The sequence below is a fragment of the Nocardia sputorum genome (genome assembly GCF_027924405.1).
In the GTDB taxonomy this organism is placed as follows: Bacteria; Actinomycetota; Actinomycetes; order Mycobacteriales; family Mycobacteriaceae; genus Nocardia; species Nocardia sputorum.
The window spans coordinates 5404919-5420056 of record NZ_AP026978.1 but is presented as its reverse complement, the minus strand read 5'-3'; the positions used below and the strand labels follow the sequence as shown (position 1 = coordinate 5420056).

The window sequence follows — 15138 nt, the reverse complement described above, 5'->3', positions numbered from 1 at the left end:
TCGATGCGCAAAAGGCGAGCGCACCGGATTTTCGCTCCGGCACTGTCGGCGCACCGCTCGAAAGAGCCGAACGGATTTATCTACCTAAGTATTGGACAGTGCCGGATGGAAATAGGAGAACGGTCGGTTCGCGGCCGTGCCGTCACTGCTCCGCTTGCATCTGCGGGCTGGAGGCCACCGTGGGCGGCGGCAGCTCGGAGTGCCGGGCGAACGCCTGGTCGATCAGCTCCGACGTGGCCCGGGTGACGATCAACCGGGCGATCGCCAGATCGGTCTCCAGCTTCGTGCGATCGCGGGGGGTCCGTGCGGATTCTTCGTAGGTCTGCCCGGCGAGACGGTAGAACAGTTCGGTGGCGAAGCGGTCGGCGATGCGATCGCAGTCCGCGCGCAGTCGCTCGACCAATTGGAACGTGTCCTGCATCGGCAGCCCGGTGTCGGCGAGCCGGGTGGCCAGATCGCAGCACCGCGGATTGGTGACCCGGTACGCCTCGAGCGGGTCTTCGCTGGAGGCCAGCGCCTGCTTCGCGTAGTCCGGCAACTCGGCGTAGCTGTCCTGTGGCTCGGTGGTGGCTTCCGGATCCGGTTCGGCTGCGTTCGCGTTCTTGACGCCGAGTACATCGGCGAGTCCGTCGCCGCGGTCCCAGGCCTCGAGCAGCTCCCTGATCCCGTTCAGCTTCATGCCACGCCCCAGCAGGCGGCTGATCGTTTGCAGCCGGTTGAGGTGGTCCGACCCGTAATACCCGATCCGCCCGCGCACCTCCGGCGAGGGCAGGAGCCCTCGCTCGTGGTACACGCGGACGCTGCGCACGGTGGTGTCGGCTGCCCGTGCCAGTTCGTCGATCGTGAATTCAGAGTCTGCAGCCATGTTTAAAAGGAAACCATAGTCGGGCCCCCGTGGAAAACGGTCCGTTTCATAACGTGCCGTTAAAGACGGTAGCTGGGTGTTGCTTCAAGGTCAACGAGCCGTTACATAGCGGCACAAGAGGTTGTGTGCTGGGCAACAGTGGGCTACCGTGCGTAGACCAGCTTATCGCGGCTGGGTTCCGGGGACTGTTGAGCAGCCCTGATGACCGTCCGATCCATGGGCCACGCACCTGCCAGAGGTGTGTGCTCGGCATCCCCGGAGATGGCTATGAGCATTACGCGAACCCTTCCGATGGACACGGGATCCATTGCGTCAGCAAAGGTCTCGTCGATTCCGGCAAAGTCGAACCAGCGGCCCCCGTGCGCCGACGTCCCCGACAACTGGGACATGGACACCGGGAATCCGGATGCCTGGCGAGCAGCGGTGCGCACCTGCCAGAGTTGCCCTTTGCTCGTGCAGTGCCAACAGCTGGCGCAGGCGCTGACCTCCCGCGGTGACGGCCCCCGCGCGATGATCTGGGCCGGCGTCGCCTATGACAACTCCGGCGGCGTCATCGAGAACCTGGACCGCCACCGCGCCGCGCCGATCGACCACAAGCGCCCCATGCGGATCATCCGTACCGGACCGCGTCCGCTGCGCACCGTCTCCACTCTTCCCGCGCCCCGTCGGCACATCGTGCTCGGGCAACCGCTGAAACCGACCGGCACCGACGGTCTGTGACTATGCTGCGTGCACCTTTTCGCGTCGAGTCCTTCGGTGGTGTGTAACTCATGACAGTGCTGGCATTGGAGATCGGGTCGTCGGGCTTCGCGGCGACCAGGGTCGCCGACGATGTCGACACCGACGACATCCGCAGGATCCCGATCCCGGCGACGGGCGCCTGGGACCGATGCCAGGAGCTGCTGCTCGAGGTCGCGGGCGGTGACCAGGTCACCGCCCTCGGCATCGCTTCGGCCGGGCCGATCGACATGGCGGCCGGGGTGATCGCTCCCGCCGATGTTCCGGAGTGGCGAGCGGGTTTCGGGATCGTGCAAGCCGCGCGGAAGCTGTTCCCGGACGCGCAGGTTCCGCTCGCGCTGGACGGCGTCTGCCTGGCGTTGGCGGAGCGAGGTTTCGGCGCGACGAGCGGAGTGATGGACAGCCTGGCGATCGGGGTCTCCGATCGCATCACCGGCGGGGTCGTGGTTGGCGGCTTCAGCTTGGTGGGGCGTACCGGCAACGCGGGGCACGTAGGTCATGTCCTGGTTCCCGGCTTCGACGATCGGTGCTCCTGTGGCGGCCGCGGATGTCTGGAGGCGGTCGCCGGCGGCTTGGCCGTGGTGCGCTGGGCGCGGGAGCAGGGCTGGGCGGGCACGTCGGTGCCGGAATTGCTGGATGCCGCGCGCGTGGGCGAGGACATACCGGCCGCGGCGCTCGGGCGGGCGGGCACGGCGCTCGGCCGGGCGATCGCCTCGGTGGCGGCATTGCTCGATATCGACCTCGTGGTGCTCGGCGGCTCGCTCGCCGGAGCCGGACCCGTGTTGTGGAAACCGCTGGGCGAAGCCGTCGCCACGCACGCCAGGCTGAGCTTCCTGCCCGGATTGCGCGTGATTCCTTCGCAGCTCGGGGACATCGCGACGGTCTTGGGTGCAGGTGTGCTGGCGCTGGCTGGAAGGAACGCCTGATCTTTCGCGCTGCGGCACAAGCCCTGGGCGAGAAAGGGTTCCGGTTGCGGGCCAAACTAGCCACGAGAATGCTACGGGCCTCGGATGGCGGCTGCTGTTGATCTTGTGCGCTGGTTTGCGGCGGATGTGCCGTCGCGTTGCGCGCCGGTATGAGGGGGCCTCGGCCGAACTTAACGTGAACAAAATGAACACGCCTGCGTGTGTCCCATGAACATGACGGAGACTTCATGAGAACGGACGGTTCTCTCACGGGTTGATTGAGCCGCTAAATAACGGTACATTGCCTGAGTCACAAGATGTCTCATCCGGGTTGAGGCGGACCCGGAGGAACGGCTGGTCGGGCAAGTGCGAAGCGAAGTGGCGCAGTGATTCCTTGGGTGACGATCGAGACGTTGGCGCCGGACGGCATGTCCGTGGCCTCGGTGGGGGACGCACCGCGTGAGTTCGCGAGCTGGCAGCGGGTGTTGCAGCGGACGCTGTCCAAAACGCCCGCGTTGTACGACAAGCTGACGACCGCGGGCCTGACCGAGGCGATCCATACCGCGCACGACCAGGCGCAGGATGTCGATCTGGCCATTCAGACGCGCGCGGGACGGCACCAGCTACTCATCCGCCCGATCTTCGGCCCGGCCGGCGACGTGCACGCGGTCCGACTGTGGCTCGGACCGGCATCCGAGCGCGTTGCCGCGCCGCGCCCCGCGGTGGGCGCCATCTGGGACCTGAGCAGTCAGACGATCCAGCAGCCCAGCGGTATCACGCGACTGTCCGGCAGCACCGTCGAACAGTACGTCCCTCGGATGTCGATCGCGGAACTGTTCCACCGGGTCTCGAGCTTCGATCGGCACGCGGAGGTCCTCGATCTCCTCTACGACCCCAAGCCCGGTGAGCGGATGCAGTTCGACACCACCGTGGTGCACGGATTCGGACGCCCGGCCCAGTGGCGGATCACCATCCGGGCCCGCGACGACGAGCGCACGCGCGGTGCGTGGTGGCTGATCGAGGATGTGACCTCGGAGAACGCGCCCGCGGCGTGGCCCACCTTGGAGCGCATCGGATTGCGTGAGGCGCATCGCCGGGCGGGTACGCATCTGGCCGTGGTCCAGCTCGAGCACACCAGCATCTCGCACTGGCTGACGGACCCCGCGCCGTGGGTGCGGTGGGACTATCTCTTCCGGCCCGTCGACGTCTTCCATCCGGAAGACCGTCCCAAGCTGGCGGAACTCGGCGATCGGCTGCGGTCGGGCGACAGTTGCGGCGTGACGTTGCGAGTACTCAACTACGGCGGTGGCTACACGCCCACCTCGTTGCTCCTCTATCCCTATCCCGGGTACTCCAGCAGACAGCTGGCGATCGCTCAGCTGGTCCGGGTCGCCGACGACGTTCCGCTGCTGGAAACCCATCGTCAGGTCCTGGAACCGCGGCAGCGCAGCGCGCCGATCGGCTATGACGAACAATTGCGGCATTGGCTTGCGGGGCGGATGAAAAGCAGCCCGGCCTGCTGACGATTGATTCCCACGACTGGGAACTACCGGCCGGTTAAGAACGCCTGTGCTCTCTACCATTTCGGGAGTGAGGACAGTGGTTCGGGGACCGGCAGATTCGGGTGAGGCACTGCTTCGCCGGATGGCCGCCCGCCGCCGTCGCGACAACATCGTAGTCGCCGTGCTCGCGGTACTCGCCGTACTCGGTGGCGGCCACGCGATTCTCAGCGTCTTCGATTCGGGTCCGCCCGCGCCGTCGGATGATTCGACGACGGCTATTGTCGGGCATGCGCAATTGGCCGGGTCTTTCGCCGAGCAGTTCGTCGTCACCTATCTGACCGCCACTGCGGGACAGCAGGATCGGCTCGGCGAATTCGTCGGCTCCAATCAGCAGATCACGCTGCCGTCGTCCGCGCGCCACGTCTCCGACCCGTCGGTCGTCTATGTCTCGCGTGCGCTCGCGGCGGGCGGGCTCGAGGTCTGGTCGGTGACCGTGTCGGTCCGAGTCGGCAAAGCCGCGACCGCCGCTCCGTCCGACCAGCGTCAGTTCTATCGTGTCGCGGTCTCGTTCTCCGACGGGCGGTTGCGCGCGCTGTCGACGCCGGCGGTGGTCCAGCCGCCCGGCAAGGGCGTCGACCTCAAACTCGCCTATGGCGCGCCTTGCGCACCGGATACGCCCCTCGGGCAGGTAGCCGCGGGCTTCCTGAGTGCCATGCTGGCCGGGAATGGCGATGTGGCGCGCTACACCACCCCGGATGCCGGGCTGGCCGCGCTGAAGCCGCCGCCATTCACCGCCGTCGAGCTGACCTCGCTCACCACGGACGATTCGAGCTGCGGCTCCGGTGGTGCGAAGGCCCAAGTGCTGGCCACCGTCAACCCCAAAGCCGACACGGGCGCCACCTCGACACTGGCCTACCCGCTCACCATGATTCGCAACGCGGGCCAGTGGCAAGTGGTGTCCATCGATCCGATTCCCGCCTTGGCGAGTCCGCTGGCGGTGGTCGTCGGTCAGGATTCGCGCGGCGGAGCGCCGCCCACCTCCACCTCGTCTTCCTCGCCGTCGGTGACGATTCCGCCGGCGACACAGAACTGATCCGAGAGGCAGCCCGATGGGTAATCTGAGCAACATCCTCTATGGCATTCTGATCTTTGTCCGATGGGGTGGGATGATCATCATCGCCATCGTCACGATCGGTGTGGTGATCTCCGAGGCGGCGAAATCCAGGCTGTCGCCGGCGCGGATCATCGTCGTCTTCGGATCGGGGTTGATGGCCGGGGTGGTGATCTGGATTCTGCCCACGACCATCAATTACGCGCGAACGGACGCGAACCTCATCGTTCCTGATCACCCCATCGGTGGCTATCGATGACCCAAGTGATCAAGGTGTTCACGCCGATCAAACGTGTGCCCACGATGATCGGCAAGGCGCAGAACGGGCAGAAGCTGCCGTTCGGCCCCTACACCCTGCCGCAGGTCGCCGCCGCCGTGGCGATGATGTCGGTGACGTCGGTGGGCGCGATGGCGTTGCCGCTGAACCCGGCCGTCACTTTCATCACGGGTCTGGCAATCACCATCCTGGCGGTCTTCGTGCTCGGGCTCGTGCCGTACACGGGCGTCCGGATGCTCTCGCGAGCTTTCTGGCTCAGCAGGCTCATCGTGTACCGCAAGCCGGTGTCGGCCTCGGGGATGCCGATCACCAGTGACTCCGTGCGCCACACCATGTTCATCGAGGAGACCGTGGTCCTCCTTCTGCCCGATCGCCCGGGCGCAGCGGTGGCCGCCGAGCCGAAATCCGGCATCCGCCTGCTCGAGGTGGTGAGTGGAGGCGGTAAGGCCACCGACCTGTGGCGGCGACTGAACGGCAACGACAACGGCGACAGCAACGGCACAGCCTCCGGAGGACGCCCCTGATGGCACTCGGACGAGATCTACAGCCCACCGCGGCGATTCGCGGCAATCTTCAATTCACCCATTCGGGTCTGGTCACCGCGACCTACTTCATCAACCCGCTCGGCTACGGCTTGCGCAAGGCCGGTGACAAGTACGACGTGAAGATGGCGCATCACGCGCTGGTCACCAATTTGCCGAGCGGATCGCTGTTGCTGGGCATCCAGGCGCGGCTGAACACGATCGACGTGCTCACCAAGATGGTGGAGGGTGTCGACCTGGACGAGTGCGAGGACTACGCCGACGAGGTGGTGGCCTCCTACGAACGCGTGCACGCGATCATGCCGCAGACCCGCATCTTCCTGTTGTCGATCCCGGTCGGAGCCAGCAACTCCAGCATGTCCGCGCTGTCGCGCCTGTGGCGTGGCAGCACCCCCACGATCGATGCGACCGCGATCTCGCGCGCCGACCTGGACGAATACGACGAGAAGGCGAACGAGATCCTGTCCAGGATCGGCGGTGACTTCGATCCGGCTCCGGTGCCGGCGGCCCTGTTCCAATGGCTGTGGGAGCACTATCTCTCGCGCGGCGCCGCAGGGGACCCGGTGGCGCCCACGCGTGCGGGCGCACTGGACGACGCGACGGCGGCGGTGTTCCGCTCCGCCGCGCTCGACGAGGGAGCACAGGCCGACAGCAATCGGCGTATCCGTCCCTCGTTCGTTCCCGTCATCAAGGTGGTACAGCCGGATTTCGAGTACCGCCCGTCCTACCAGGCGATGCTGACGCCGCACTCCTTCCCCTACGCGGGCATGACCTTTCCCGGCGGCAGCGAGTTCCTCAACGTGCTCGAGGGTCTCGGCGACGTCACCGTCGACTGGGGCATGCGGATCTCGACCAAGCCCGCCGAACAGGTGTTGAAGAACAACGAACTCAGTTTGCGCAGGCTCGGCGAGCAGATGGATCAGCGGGACCAGGAGGTCTCGTTCGCACAGAACACGTTGGCCTCGAAAGCCCGCATGCTCGGCGAGTACAACCAGCACTTCGAGGTCAACGGCGGGGAATCGGAGGTCTCGTTCACCACGGTCATCGCCATCGGCGGACCGACGCGGGACGCCACCATGGACGCGGTCAACACGCTCAAGCGGCGCTACAAGCGGTTCCAGGTCGACATGACCGCCCCGGTCGGCGCGCAGGTCGACCTGTGGTCGATGCTGATTCCCGGCAGCCCACCGCGGCGTGCCTTCGACGACTTCGCCCATATCCTTCCCTCGGACATGTGGGCCGGTTTCGTGCCGTTCACCACCAGCCAGATCGGCGACGACAGCGGGCCGGTGATCGGTGTCAACCTGCTGTCGGGCCATTTCGAGCCGATCCACTTCGGCATCATGGAGGCCGCGCTGCACGATCTGTCCGCCTCGTTCGCCGTGACCGGCGAACTCGGCTCGGGCAAGTCGTATTTCCTGAAACTGATGGCGGTGCTCGTCCACGACATGGGCGGGCAGTTCCTCGCCATCGACCGCAGTCAGGTCGGTGAGTGGGAGCACTTCGCGCGGTCGATCGACGACGCGGTCATCATCGACTTGGCCAATCCCACGGTGTCGCTGGATCCGTTGCGTTTGTTCAACCCGCGGATTGCGGGTGAACGCGCGCTGGACTCGATCCTTCCGCTGCTGGATCTGTCGCCGACCTCCGGCGCGGGCGCCGCGGCGAGCAATCTGCTGTCACCCAGAGGCATGGCCGAGCACAAGATCAAGAGCCTGCTCGATCTATACCAAGTGGTGCGCCGGTTACGGGAGCATCCCGAGCGCGGCGAGGAGTACGCCGATCTCGCGGCGCGACTCGGCACCGTGGTGGAGCGGGTGCCGGTGCTGTTCGACCCCAAGTTGCGACCGCTGCGCCTCGACGCCGCCGCGACCGTCGTCCGCAGTCACAATCTGCAACTGCCGAGTGCCGAGGAACTCACCACGCCGCACCTGTACAACCGGTTGCCGCTGACGAAGCGGCTCGGCACGGCGCTGTACGAACTGGTCGGCGTGGCGGCGCGAGAGGCGTTTCTCTCCGACAACGGCAGGTTCGGCCTGCTGGTCGGCGACGAGGCGCACCACTTCACGCAGACGCAGGTCGGCTCGGCGGTCACCTCGGATTTCAGCCGCGACGGCCGTAAGCACCTGGCCGCGATCGGGCTGGCCTCGCACGACCCGGCCACCGACTTCCAGGGCGCGGCCCACAACCTGATCCCGAACCGATTCGTCTTCCGGCAGCGCGACGAGACGTTGGCGCGCAACAGCTTGGAGTGGCTGGGCGTCGATCTGGAGGAAGCCCCGTTCCTCTTGCAGATTCTCCGCGAGGAGACCTCGCCTCCCATCGGTCCGGGTCGTCAGATTCCCGAGGAGCGTCGTGGCGAGATGTTCATGCGTGACGCGCTGAACCGCATCGGCCGCGGCAAGGTGCTCGGTCCGGCGCGGCCGGACCGAGCCGCGGCGATCACCAGTACGCCGACCAGCGTCAACAATGCGCGTTCGGCCCTGCCCGAGCGATTGGGACGCTGATGAGAGCGATACTCGGCTCCAGAATTCGCACCGAACAGTCTTTCGGGATGCCTTGGGAACCGCAGTTCTGGGACGCCGACCGTTGGCGACCGCAGATGGTGTTCCGGCGATTCCGCGCTTGGATCGCCGCGTCGCGCCGTCGTAGGCGAATCGCGTGGATCGTCGTGGCCCTCTTCGTGCTGTTCGTCTTCCCGGGCCTCGTCCACGCGGTGTCCATTGCGCAGACAGGCACAGCGACCCAAGGGGCCGCTCCCAACAGCGCGACGAGCTGGATGAATGTCAAGGACTCCTATGGCGTCAATGTGTCGAGCTACATGTTGGTGGTCGATCGCGGCGGAGTGCTGAACATCGGGAATTTCGCGCTGTGGATCATCCTCATGCCGCTGTTCGCGGTATGGCAACTCTTGACGATCACCGGGGTCTGGCTGCCTGGCAAGGCGCTGGACTTCCAGTGGCTGAATCTGATCAGCGCGCCGCTGCAAGCGATGGCCCGCAACCTGACGGCGCAGATCGCGACGCCGCTGCTGGCGTCGACGGCGCTTGCGATCGGTGCGTTCTTCGTGGGCTATTTCATCGTTCGCGCCTTATACGCGAAGGCCGTTGCACAGGTCGTGACGATGATTGCCTTCGCGATCGCGGGCGTGTTCTTCCTGACCAACCCGCTTGCGGAGGCGTTGTCCGACCACGGCGTGCTGGTGCAAGGCCGTAACGTGGGGCTTTCGGTCGCGGCGGGTCTGAACGGGGACAACAACCCGAATCCGGACCAGTTGGTCGGCACGCTGCAAGCGACCATGGCAACCAATATCATCCGGCTCGGGTTGCAGGTCTGGAATACCGGGCACGTAGTGGACAACAACCCTTCTTGCCGGGCTGCGTGGTCCGCCGGCATGGCGGCGGGCAGCGAAGACCGGGTGCGGAACGGGATGAAGTCGTGCGGTGACAGCGCCGCGTATGCCGCGATGGGGGATCCGAGCGTCGGTCAGATCGGAGCCGGACTGCTGCTGTTGCTGTGCGCGCTCATTCTCCTGGCCTTCGCCGCGTACCTGTCCTTCAAGATCATGTGGGCCGCGCTCGACCTCATCTACTACGGGTTCGCGTCGATCTTCGGGTTCGCCGCCGGGGGCTACATCTACGGTCCCACGCAGACATTCACCGTGCGTTGTGTGGTACACGGCTTCATCGCCGGTGGGAAAATGGCCTTTTTCGTCATCGGCCTCGGCATCTACGAGCTGTTGCTGGGCAGTCTGTTCCGAGCGGCGAACGGTCAGATCATGGTGGTGTTCGTGATCGGGGCGGGCGTCGAGATCGTCGCCATCGTCCAGGTGCGGCGTCTGAGCAGGAATATCGACGAGGCCAACGATTGGGTGACCCACCGCATCGGCGCGGCGATCCAGAACCCCGGAACGGCGCAGGGTGCCGCTGGCGGCGCCCCATTGGGTATGGGTTTGGGCATGGGCAACTCGGGCGCGGCCAACTCGATGACCCCGCTCGCCATGCTCGGCGCGATCAGCACCATAAACAGCTCGCCGGTCACGGCGTGGATGGCCGGTGGCCGCCTCAATCCCCTCAATCCTTTCTCCCGGGTAGACCAGATCGACAAGAGGAACAAAGCGAGGGGCCTGAGGACTCGCGACCTGAGGGAGGCCGCGCACGCCTCGGCATACGATCGTGTGGCTGCTGCCAATTATGCCCGGGAGGGGATAACCAGGTCCGGGTCGCGCCGGAATAGTGAAAGGTCTGCCGCCTACGCCGCGGAGAATGTCGCGCATATGACAGGCATGATGGGCAGCGTGCAGTACGCCCTCCGTATGGCCGGTATCGGTTGGACTCGAGGACAACGGGCGACGATCGCGCGCGCGGATATCATCCGGCACGCGGACGACGAGCCGCTCGCATCGAAGCACCTCGGCCGGGTCGTCGCGGCGCACAAGCACTTCGAGCGGGACTTCCATACGAATCCGAGAATGATGATGGCCAGGTTCCACGGGTTGGAGGCCAGCGTCGATCGGTATCGAGGTGATTACCAGGGCGGTGTGCGAATTTCGGATGAACTGGCCCAGCTCGGCAGGGATTACATCGACAATCCGACCAGAGAATGGATTGATGCGTTGCAGGCCCATGCATCGGGGCCGATCAGGGACGCGTCAGCCGCGCGGCTGCGGGTCAATGGCCAGGACCTCTCTCAGAACGATGCGGACAGGTTGAGGCAGTGGATCGCGAACGAGCATGCGCTGCGGATCCAGGCGGCCACCAACTGGGTCGCCGAGAATCCACAGGACTTCGATCGGATTCGAAGACTGCGTTCCGAAATCGACAAAGCTGCCCAGACCGACCAATGGCAGGCGGGCCGCAATATCACCGGTGCTGTCTCGCTCCCGCAGCCGGACCCCGCGGCGAATCCGCTGCCCGACATCCCGGACCGGATCCTGAATCCCCTCAGGAACCCGCGCGGCCGCTGATCATCCCTCGATAAGGGCAAGACAGTGGGGCAGATATCACAGAGAGGCACGCGATGATCGGTCGTCTTCTAACGCTCGTACTCATGCCGATCTGGGTATGGGTAGTGCTGGGGGGCGTGGGCGTCCTGCTCGTGTCGATGATGGTTTTGCTAGTGGTCATCGGCGGCGCGACGTCGGCGATCGCCTCCGACCTGCACTATCAGTGCGACAGTGCGGTGGGGCCCGACCCCTCGCAGACAGTGACCCCCAGCCGCGCGACGACAGCGGCGCGGCCGACCGCGAAGAGCGCACCGGTGGGTGGAACGACCTCCACTCCCACCACGAATCCGTACGCCGAGCTGACCATCGCACCGGACGACACCCACGCCTCCGATTGGGATCGTGCCTGCGCCACGGCGATGAAGTACGCGCCACGCCAGGATCCTGCCTTGCTGTACGTCAACGGGGGCATCGGTGTGGAGTGTGCGCGTCAGCTCGCTCTGGCACAGCTGACGGCGAGCGGGGCCGGCACCGGCTCCGGTAGCCGAGCCGGCGCCACGGAGTTCACCAGATCTGTGATCTACCAGGCATCGGCCGCGCAGATAACGGGTCGATGCGCGACTACCGAGGCGGCGGTGGCGCAGCCGTCGGTTGGGGACGGCGCGGTTCAGCCGAGCGTTCCGGCGCGGCGGGCATGCGGACAGCTCGGCGAAGCATCGGTAGTCGTGTTGCCGAACACCATTGCGGCACAGGCCGCGTGCGGCCAGCGAGTGGATCCCGTCGCGGTATCGCCCGGCGATCTGGTGTTCTGGAATTACCGAAACAACGCGCCGACCCAGGTCGGCATCGCGGTCAGTGACACGCGGCTCGTCACCACCGATGCGACGACCGGTGAATTCGTCGAACTGAGCATCCCGAGCGTGAACGACGTGCGGGTGAAACGAGTACTCGGCAGCGGGATGTGATGAGTAAGCGATGCCGCCAACAGAGGTAGAGCCCCAGATAGAAGCCGGCGAGGATGCCGAGGCGCCGCCGGTACCGGTGACGCCGTGGTCCAACCGGCCCGATCAGCAGCGGCCGCGGCAGGGTGGGGTGCCGGGATCGCCCGGCAGTCCTTCTCCCGGGACGGGGCAGCCTCCCGGAGCAGGTCAGCCAGGATCCGGTCAGCCGAATGGTGGCGGTGACGCCGGGGTTCCGGGTTCGGCTGGGGTGCCTGGTAGTCCGACCGTGCCGGGTGCGGCGGCGCCTGGTCAGGCGGGTCAGCCGGGTGGTGTGCCGGGTCAGCCTGGTGTGGGTGTGCCTGGTGGGCCGGTGCCGGGTGGTCCGGGTGGTGTGGTGGCTCCGCGGGTGGAGTCGGCGCCGGGTCGGGGTGGGGGTGCGGGTCGGGAGGAGGAGCGGGAGCCGGAGCCGTTGGTGGATCCGGAGGTGGTGGCGGGTGTGCTGCCGATGGCGGGGATGATGGCGATGGGGATGTTGCCGATGATCGCCTCGGCGTTGGCGGGTTTGGGTGGTGGGGGTGATGGTGGGGGTTCGGCGCCGGTGGCCTCGGGTGTGGGGAGTGATGGTTCGGGTGCGGTCGCGGGGGGTATGTCGCCGGAGGCGGCGCGGGCGATGGATGTGTTGAAGCAGTTGGAGGGGGTGTACGGGGAGGGGGAACCGGTTGATCCGCAGGCGCGGGAGTTGCCGCAGCAGTCCGGCGGTGTCTCGGGTAGTGGTGCGACGACGCGGGCGATTCGGGCCAAGCGGTTGTTCCAGCGCAACGCGGCGAAGGCGTTCAACAATGTGGACAACCAGTTGGTGTCGTATGTCCAGGGTTTGAAGGGGTCGAACAAGGTCGACAAGAAGGCGATCATCAAGCTGGTGCGTGAGGTGAACGTGGCGTTGGCGGAGTTGGGGCCGCAGGCGTACACGAAGGCCGGGCAGCAGAAGGTGCATCAGATCCTGACCGCGGCGTTGCTGAAAGCGCAGTCGATCGTCTCCGGTGGCAGCGCCACCTCCAGTGACACCGCTGCCGCGATCAACCGGTTGACCAAGCAGTACCTGTACAACATCGCGGGCAAGAACTACACACCACCCACCGGCACCAACGGCACGAGTGGCAGCGCCGACAACATTCCCGGGGGCTCGAACGCCAACCCGGCGGACATCTATCGCTACCTCATCTCGAAACACGGACTCACGCCCGCACAGGCCGCGGGGATCGTGGGCAATATTCAGGTCGAGTCGGGGTTCAAGACCAGCGCGTACAACTCGGGCGAAGGCGCTATCGGTCTGTGCCAATGGCGGGGTGGGCGACGGCAGGCCCTGGAGCGATTCGCGGCAGCTCGCGGTAAGCCGGTCACCGACTGGAAGACTCAGGTCGATTTCATGATGGCCGAATTGCGCAGCAACGAATCCACCGCGTACGGATATCTCCGGGCCGCGCAGACGCCCGCCTACGCGGCGGCCGTCTTCGATCAGTATTACGAAAGAAGCTCCGGTGAGGCGAGAGGGCAGCGCATCGCCTACGCCAACAGCATCGCCTCGGCGATGCGCAACGTCGCCGTTTGACGCCGCCCGGCCTTCGCCCGGTCGCTCGGTGCCTTTTTCCCACCAAGGCGCCTCGCGGTTGTCGCCCGGCCGCTGCCGGGACGCGGGACGCCCGGTATTCCCGTAAGCGGGAACAGAATAGGCGTGCTCCGGAGATACTTACGTTAAGCTGCGGATACGCTCCAGGGCGGGTGCCGGGGAAGAGGCATTCCGAGTCGGATGAGCCGACAGCCGGGCAAGGCGGCATGAGTTCACCGCATCGGCGCGGATAGCGACGTCGCTGCCGCGTCGGCTGTGCACTCCTCCGGCTCCAGCACGCACTGATCGTGTCCGGCGATCGGCAGTGCGCGTACCGGGGCATCCGGCGGAAGGTGAATCATGGCTGCCTCTGTGGTCACCGTGCGTAGTGTCCGCGCGCATCGGGGAAACTGATGGCTCCGACGGATCGTACTGGCCCCGAGCGAGATCCCCATGATCCCGGCGATCCTCGCGACGTGCGCGCGAGCGCCACTACCACCGCGCCGCACCGCCCCGCCAAGTCCGCGACGCGCGGCGCTCCCACCCCGATCCCGCGGCCACAGCCAGGTGCGGCTGCCGCGGCGCCGACCAGTGCGACGGCTCAGGGGCGCGCGCAGAATGCACCGCAGGCATCCGAGACGACTTCCCCGGCTTCGGGTTCCACCTCCGTTCCGCGCTCGGACGCGCTCGGCATGGGGGGCTCGTCCACGCCCATGGCGGCCGCGGCGATGGGCGCGTTGGCGGCCATCGCCGCCCAATACGGTGACGGCCCGCCGACTGCCGTGACGGGACAACCGTACGCGCCGCCCGATCTCGACGCGGCACGGCCGAGCGGACCCGTCGTGTGGGACGGTGCGCTCGGTTCCCGGTACGCCGACAGCAATCTGAATCGAGCACGCCACGGCGATGCCACACAGTCGATGAACGCCGAGTTGGAACGCATCCTCGGCGGCGCGGTGGACAACAGCACGCAGGGACGCGCCGCGATCGGCTCGATCATCGCCGAGGTGAACACCGCCCTGACCGCGCTCGGCAATGTCCAGGACGCCAACGCGAGCAGGCAGTTGGTGATCTCCACCTTGGACAACGCCTTGCAACGGGCGGGAACCGTGCTCGGCCAGGGGCAGGCCGCGGCAGTGCTCACCGCCGATCGGGTGGCTGCCCTGGCCGACCGCTACCTGCGTGAGTCGCGTCCCGTCCAGCCGCGGCGGCCCCGCCGCACGGCGCACTCCGGCGTGCACGGGCCCAGCGGCGGTCCGCCACGCTCGCGGCCGTCCGGCCAACAGGGGCAATGGATCAACGAAGCCTTGCAGGTGTTGCGCCAGCACGGCTACGACACGCGCCAGATCGATCCGGCCGACATCGCGGCGATCATCCAGCACGAGTCCGGCGGCAACCCGAACGCGATCAATCTCTGGGACAGCAACGCCGCGGCCGGAATTCCGTCGAAAGGCCTGATGCAGACGATCGATCCGACGTTCAACGCGTATTCCGTTCCGGGGCATCGTGATATCTGGAATCCGGTGGACAATATCGTCGCGGGCGTTCGGTATGCCATCGAACGTTACGGGTCGGTCAGCAATGTGCCGGGAATCGTGCAGATGCGCGGCGGCGGCTCGTACGTGGGGTATTGATGCCGGTTGCGGCGAATCACGTCCGATCGGGCCGGGAACGCAGCGCACGCGGGTCCAGCTGATCGGAAGAAT

General features: G+C 66.4%; 13 protein-coding genes. 11 read left to right on the top strand and 2 right to left on the bottom strand.

Annotation, left to right across the window (positions count from 1 at the left end; all coding sequences use genetic code 11):
* Positions 1–142 precede the first annotated feature (142 nt).
* Positions 143–865 carry a MerR family transcriptional regulator gene (locus tag QMG86_RS24490; protein WP_281875021.1) on the bottom strand — a complete coding sequence of 241 codons (723 nt, stop codon included), beginning with the start codon at positions 863–865 and terminating at the stop codon, positions 143–145.
* A 387-nt stretch (positions 866–1252) separates the two neighbouring features.
* Between QMG86_RS24490 and QMG86_RS24485 the strand changes: the two genes are divergently transcribed.
* From QMG86_RS24485 to QMG86_RS24440, 10 genes are all read left to right on the top strand, one after another.
* A complete protein-coding gene (locus QMG86_RS24485) occupies positions 1253–1585 on the top strand; it encodes a hypothetical protein (protein WP_281875020.1) in 333 nt (110 codons plus the stop codon).
* Between the two features lie 50 nt (positions 1586–1635).
* Positions 1636–2529 (top strand): ROK family protein, encoded by an 894-nt coding sequence (locus tag QMG86_RS24480; RefSeq protein ID WP_281875019.1) that lies wholly within the window; start codon positions 1636–1638, stop codon positions 2527–2529.
* A gap of 377 nt (positions 2530–2906) precedes the next feature.
* Positions 2907–4031, top strand: a complete 1125-nt coding sequence (locus QMG86_RS24475) for a GAF domain-containing protein (RefSeq protein WP_281875018.1) — start codon at positions 2907–2909, stop codon at positions 4029–4031.
* 67 nt (positions 4032–4098) lie between these two features.
* Positions 4099–5103 (top strand): conjugal transfer protein, encoded by a 1005-nt coding sequence (locus QMG86_RS24470; RefSeq protein ID WP_281875017.1) that lies wholly within the window; start codon positions 4099–4101, stop codon positions 5101–5103.
* Between the two features lie 16 nt (positions 5104–5119).
* Positions 5120–5380, top strand: a complete 261-nt coding sequence (locus tag QMG86_RS24465; protein ID WP_039796594.1) for a hypothetical protein — start codon at positions 5120–5122, stop codon at positions 5378–5380.
* Positions 5377–5922 carry a hypothetical protein gene (locus QMG86_RS24460; protein ID WP_281875016.1) on the top strand — a complete coding sequence of 182 codons (546 nt, stop codon included), beginning with the start codon at positions 5377–5379 and terminating at the stop codon, positions 5920–5922. Before QMG86_RS24465 ends, QMG86_RS24460 begins: the two co-directional genes overlap by 4 nt.
* Entirely contained in the window at positions 5922–8447 is a 2526-nt protein-coding gene (locus QMG86_RS24455) for an ATP-binding protein (protein ID WP_281875015.1), read from the top strand. The genes QMG86_RS24460 and QMG86_RS24455 overlap by 1 nt, the downstream gene beginning before the upstream one ends.
* Before the next feature lie 47 nt (positions 8448–8494).
* Entirely contained in the window at positions 8495–10906 is a 2412-nt protein-coding gene (locus tag QMG86_RS24450) for a hypothetical protein (protein WP_281875014.1), read from the top strand.
* An 83-nt stretch (positions 10907–10989) separates the two neighbouring features.
* The gene (locus QMG86_RS24445; protein WP_281875013.1) at positions 10990–11850 is read left to right on the top strand and encodes an NlpC/P60 family protein; all 861 of its coding nucleotides are present in this window, start codon (positions 10990–10992) and stop codon (positions 11848–11850) included.
* Positions 11851–12298: 448 nt separating this feature from the next.
* Positions 12299–13435 (top strand): phage tail tip lysozyme, encoded by a 1137-nt coding sequence (locus QMG86_RS24440; RefSeq protein WP_281875012.1) that lies wholly within the window; start codon positions 12299–12301, stop codon positions 13433–13435.
* Positions 13436–13665: 230 nt separating this feature from the next.
* Here QMG86_RS24440 and QMG86_RS24435 read toward each other — a convergent pair whose 3' ends face one another.
* Positions 13666–13812, bottom strand: a complete 147-nt coding sequence (locus tag QMG86_RS24435) for a hypothetical protein (RefSeq protein WP_281875011.1) — start codon at positions 13810–13812, stop codon at positions 13666–13668.
* A 312-nt stretch (positions 13813–14124) separates the two neighbouring features.
* Here QMG86_RS24435 and QMG86_RS24430 point away from each other — a divergent pair, with 312 nt between their 5' ends.
* Positions 14125–15066: a transglycosylase SLT domain-containing protein gene (locus QMG86_RS24430; protein ID WP_281875010.1), complete on the top strand. Its 942-nt coding sequence runs from the start codon at positions 14125–14127 to the stop codon at positions 15064–15066.
* Positions 15067–15138: the final 72 nt, after the last annotated feature.

Coding starts and splice junctions, on each gene's coding strand:
- QMG86_RS24490 (WP_281875021.1), bottom strand. CDS start 865: ATGGCTGCAGACTCTGAATTCACGATCGACGAACTGGCACGGGCAGCC.
- QMG86_RS24485 (WP_281875020.1), top strand. CDS start 1,253: ATGGACACCGGGAATCCGGATGCCTGGCGAGCAGCGGTGCGCACCTGC.
- QMG86_RS24480 (WP_281875019.1), top strand. CDS start 1,636: ATGACAGTGCTGGCATTGGAGATCGGGTCGTCGGGCTTCGCGGCGACC.
- QMG86_RS24465 (WP_039796594.1), top strand. CDS start 5,120: ATGGGTAATCTGAGCAACATCCTCTATGGCATTCTGATCTTTGTCCGA.
- QMG86_RS24460 (WP_281875016.1), top strand. CDS start 5,377: ATGACCCAAGTGATCAAGGTGTTCACGCCGATCAAACGTGTGCCCACG.
- QMG86_RS24455 (WP_281875015.1), top strand. CDS start 5,922: ATGGCACTCGGACGAGATCTACAGCCCACCGCGGCGATTCGCGGCAAT.
- QMG86_RS24450 (WP_281875014.1), top strand. CDS start 8,495: ATGCCTTGGGAACCGCAGTTCTGGGACGCCGACCGTTGGCGACCGCAG.
- QMG86_RS24445 (WP_281875013.1), top strand. CDS start 10,990: ATGCCGATCTGGGTATGGGTAGTGCTGGGGGGCGTGGGCGTCCTGCTC.
- QMG86_RS24430 (WP_281875010.1), top strand. CDS start 14,125: ATGGGGGGCTCGTCCACGCCCATGGCGGCCGCGGCGATGGGCGCGTTG.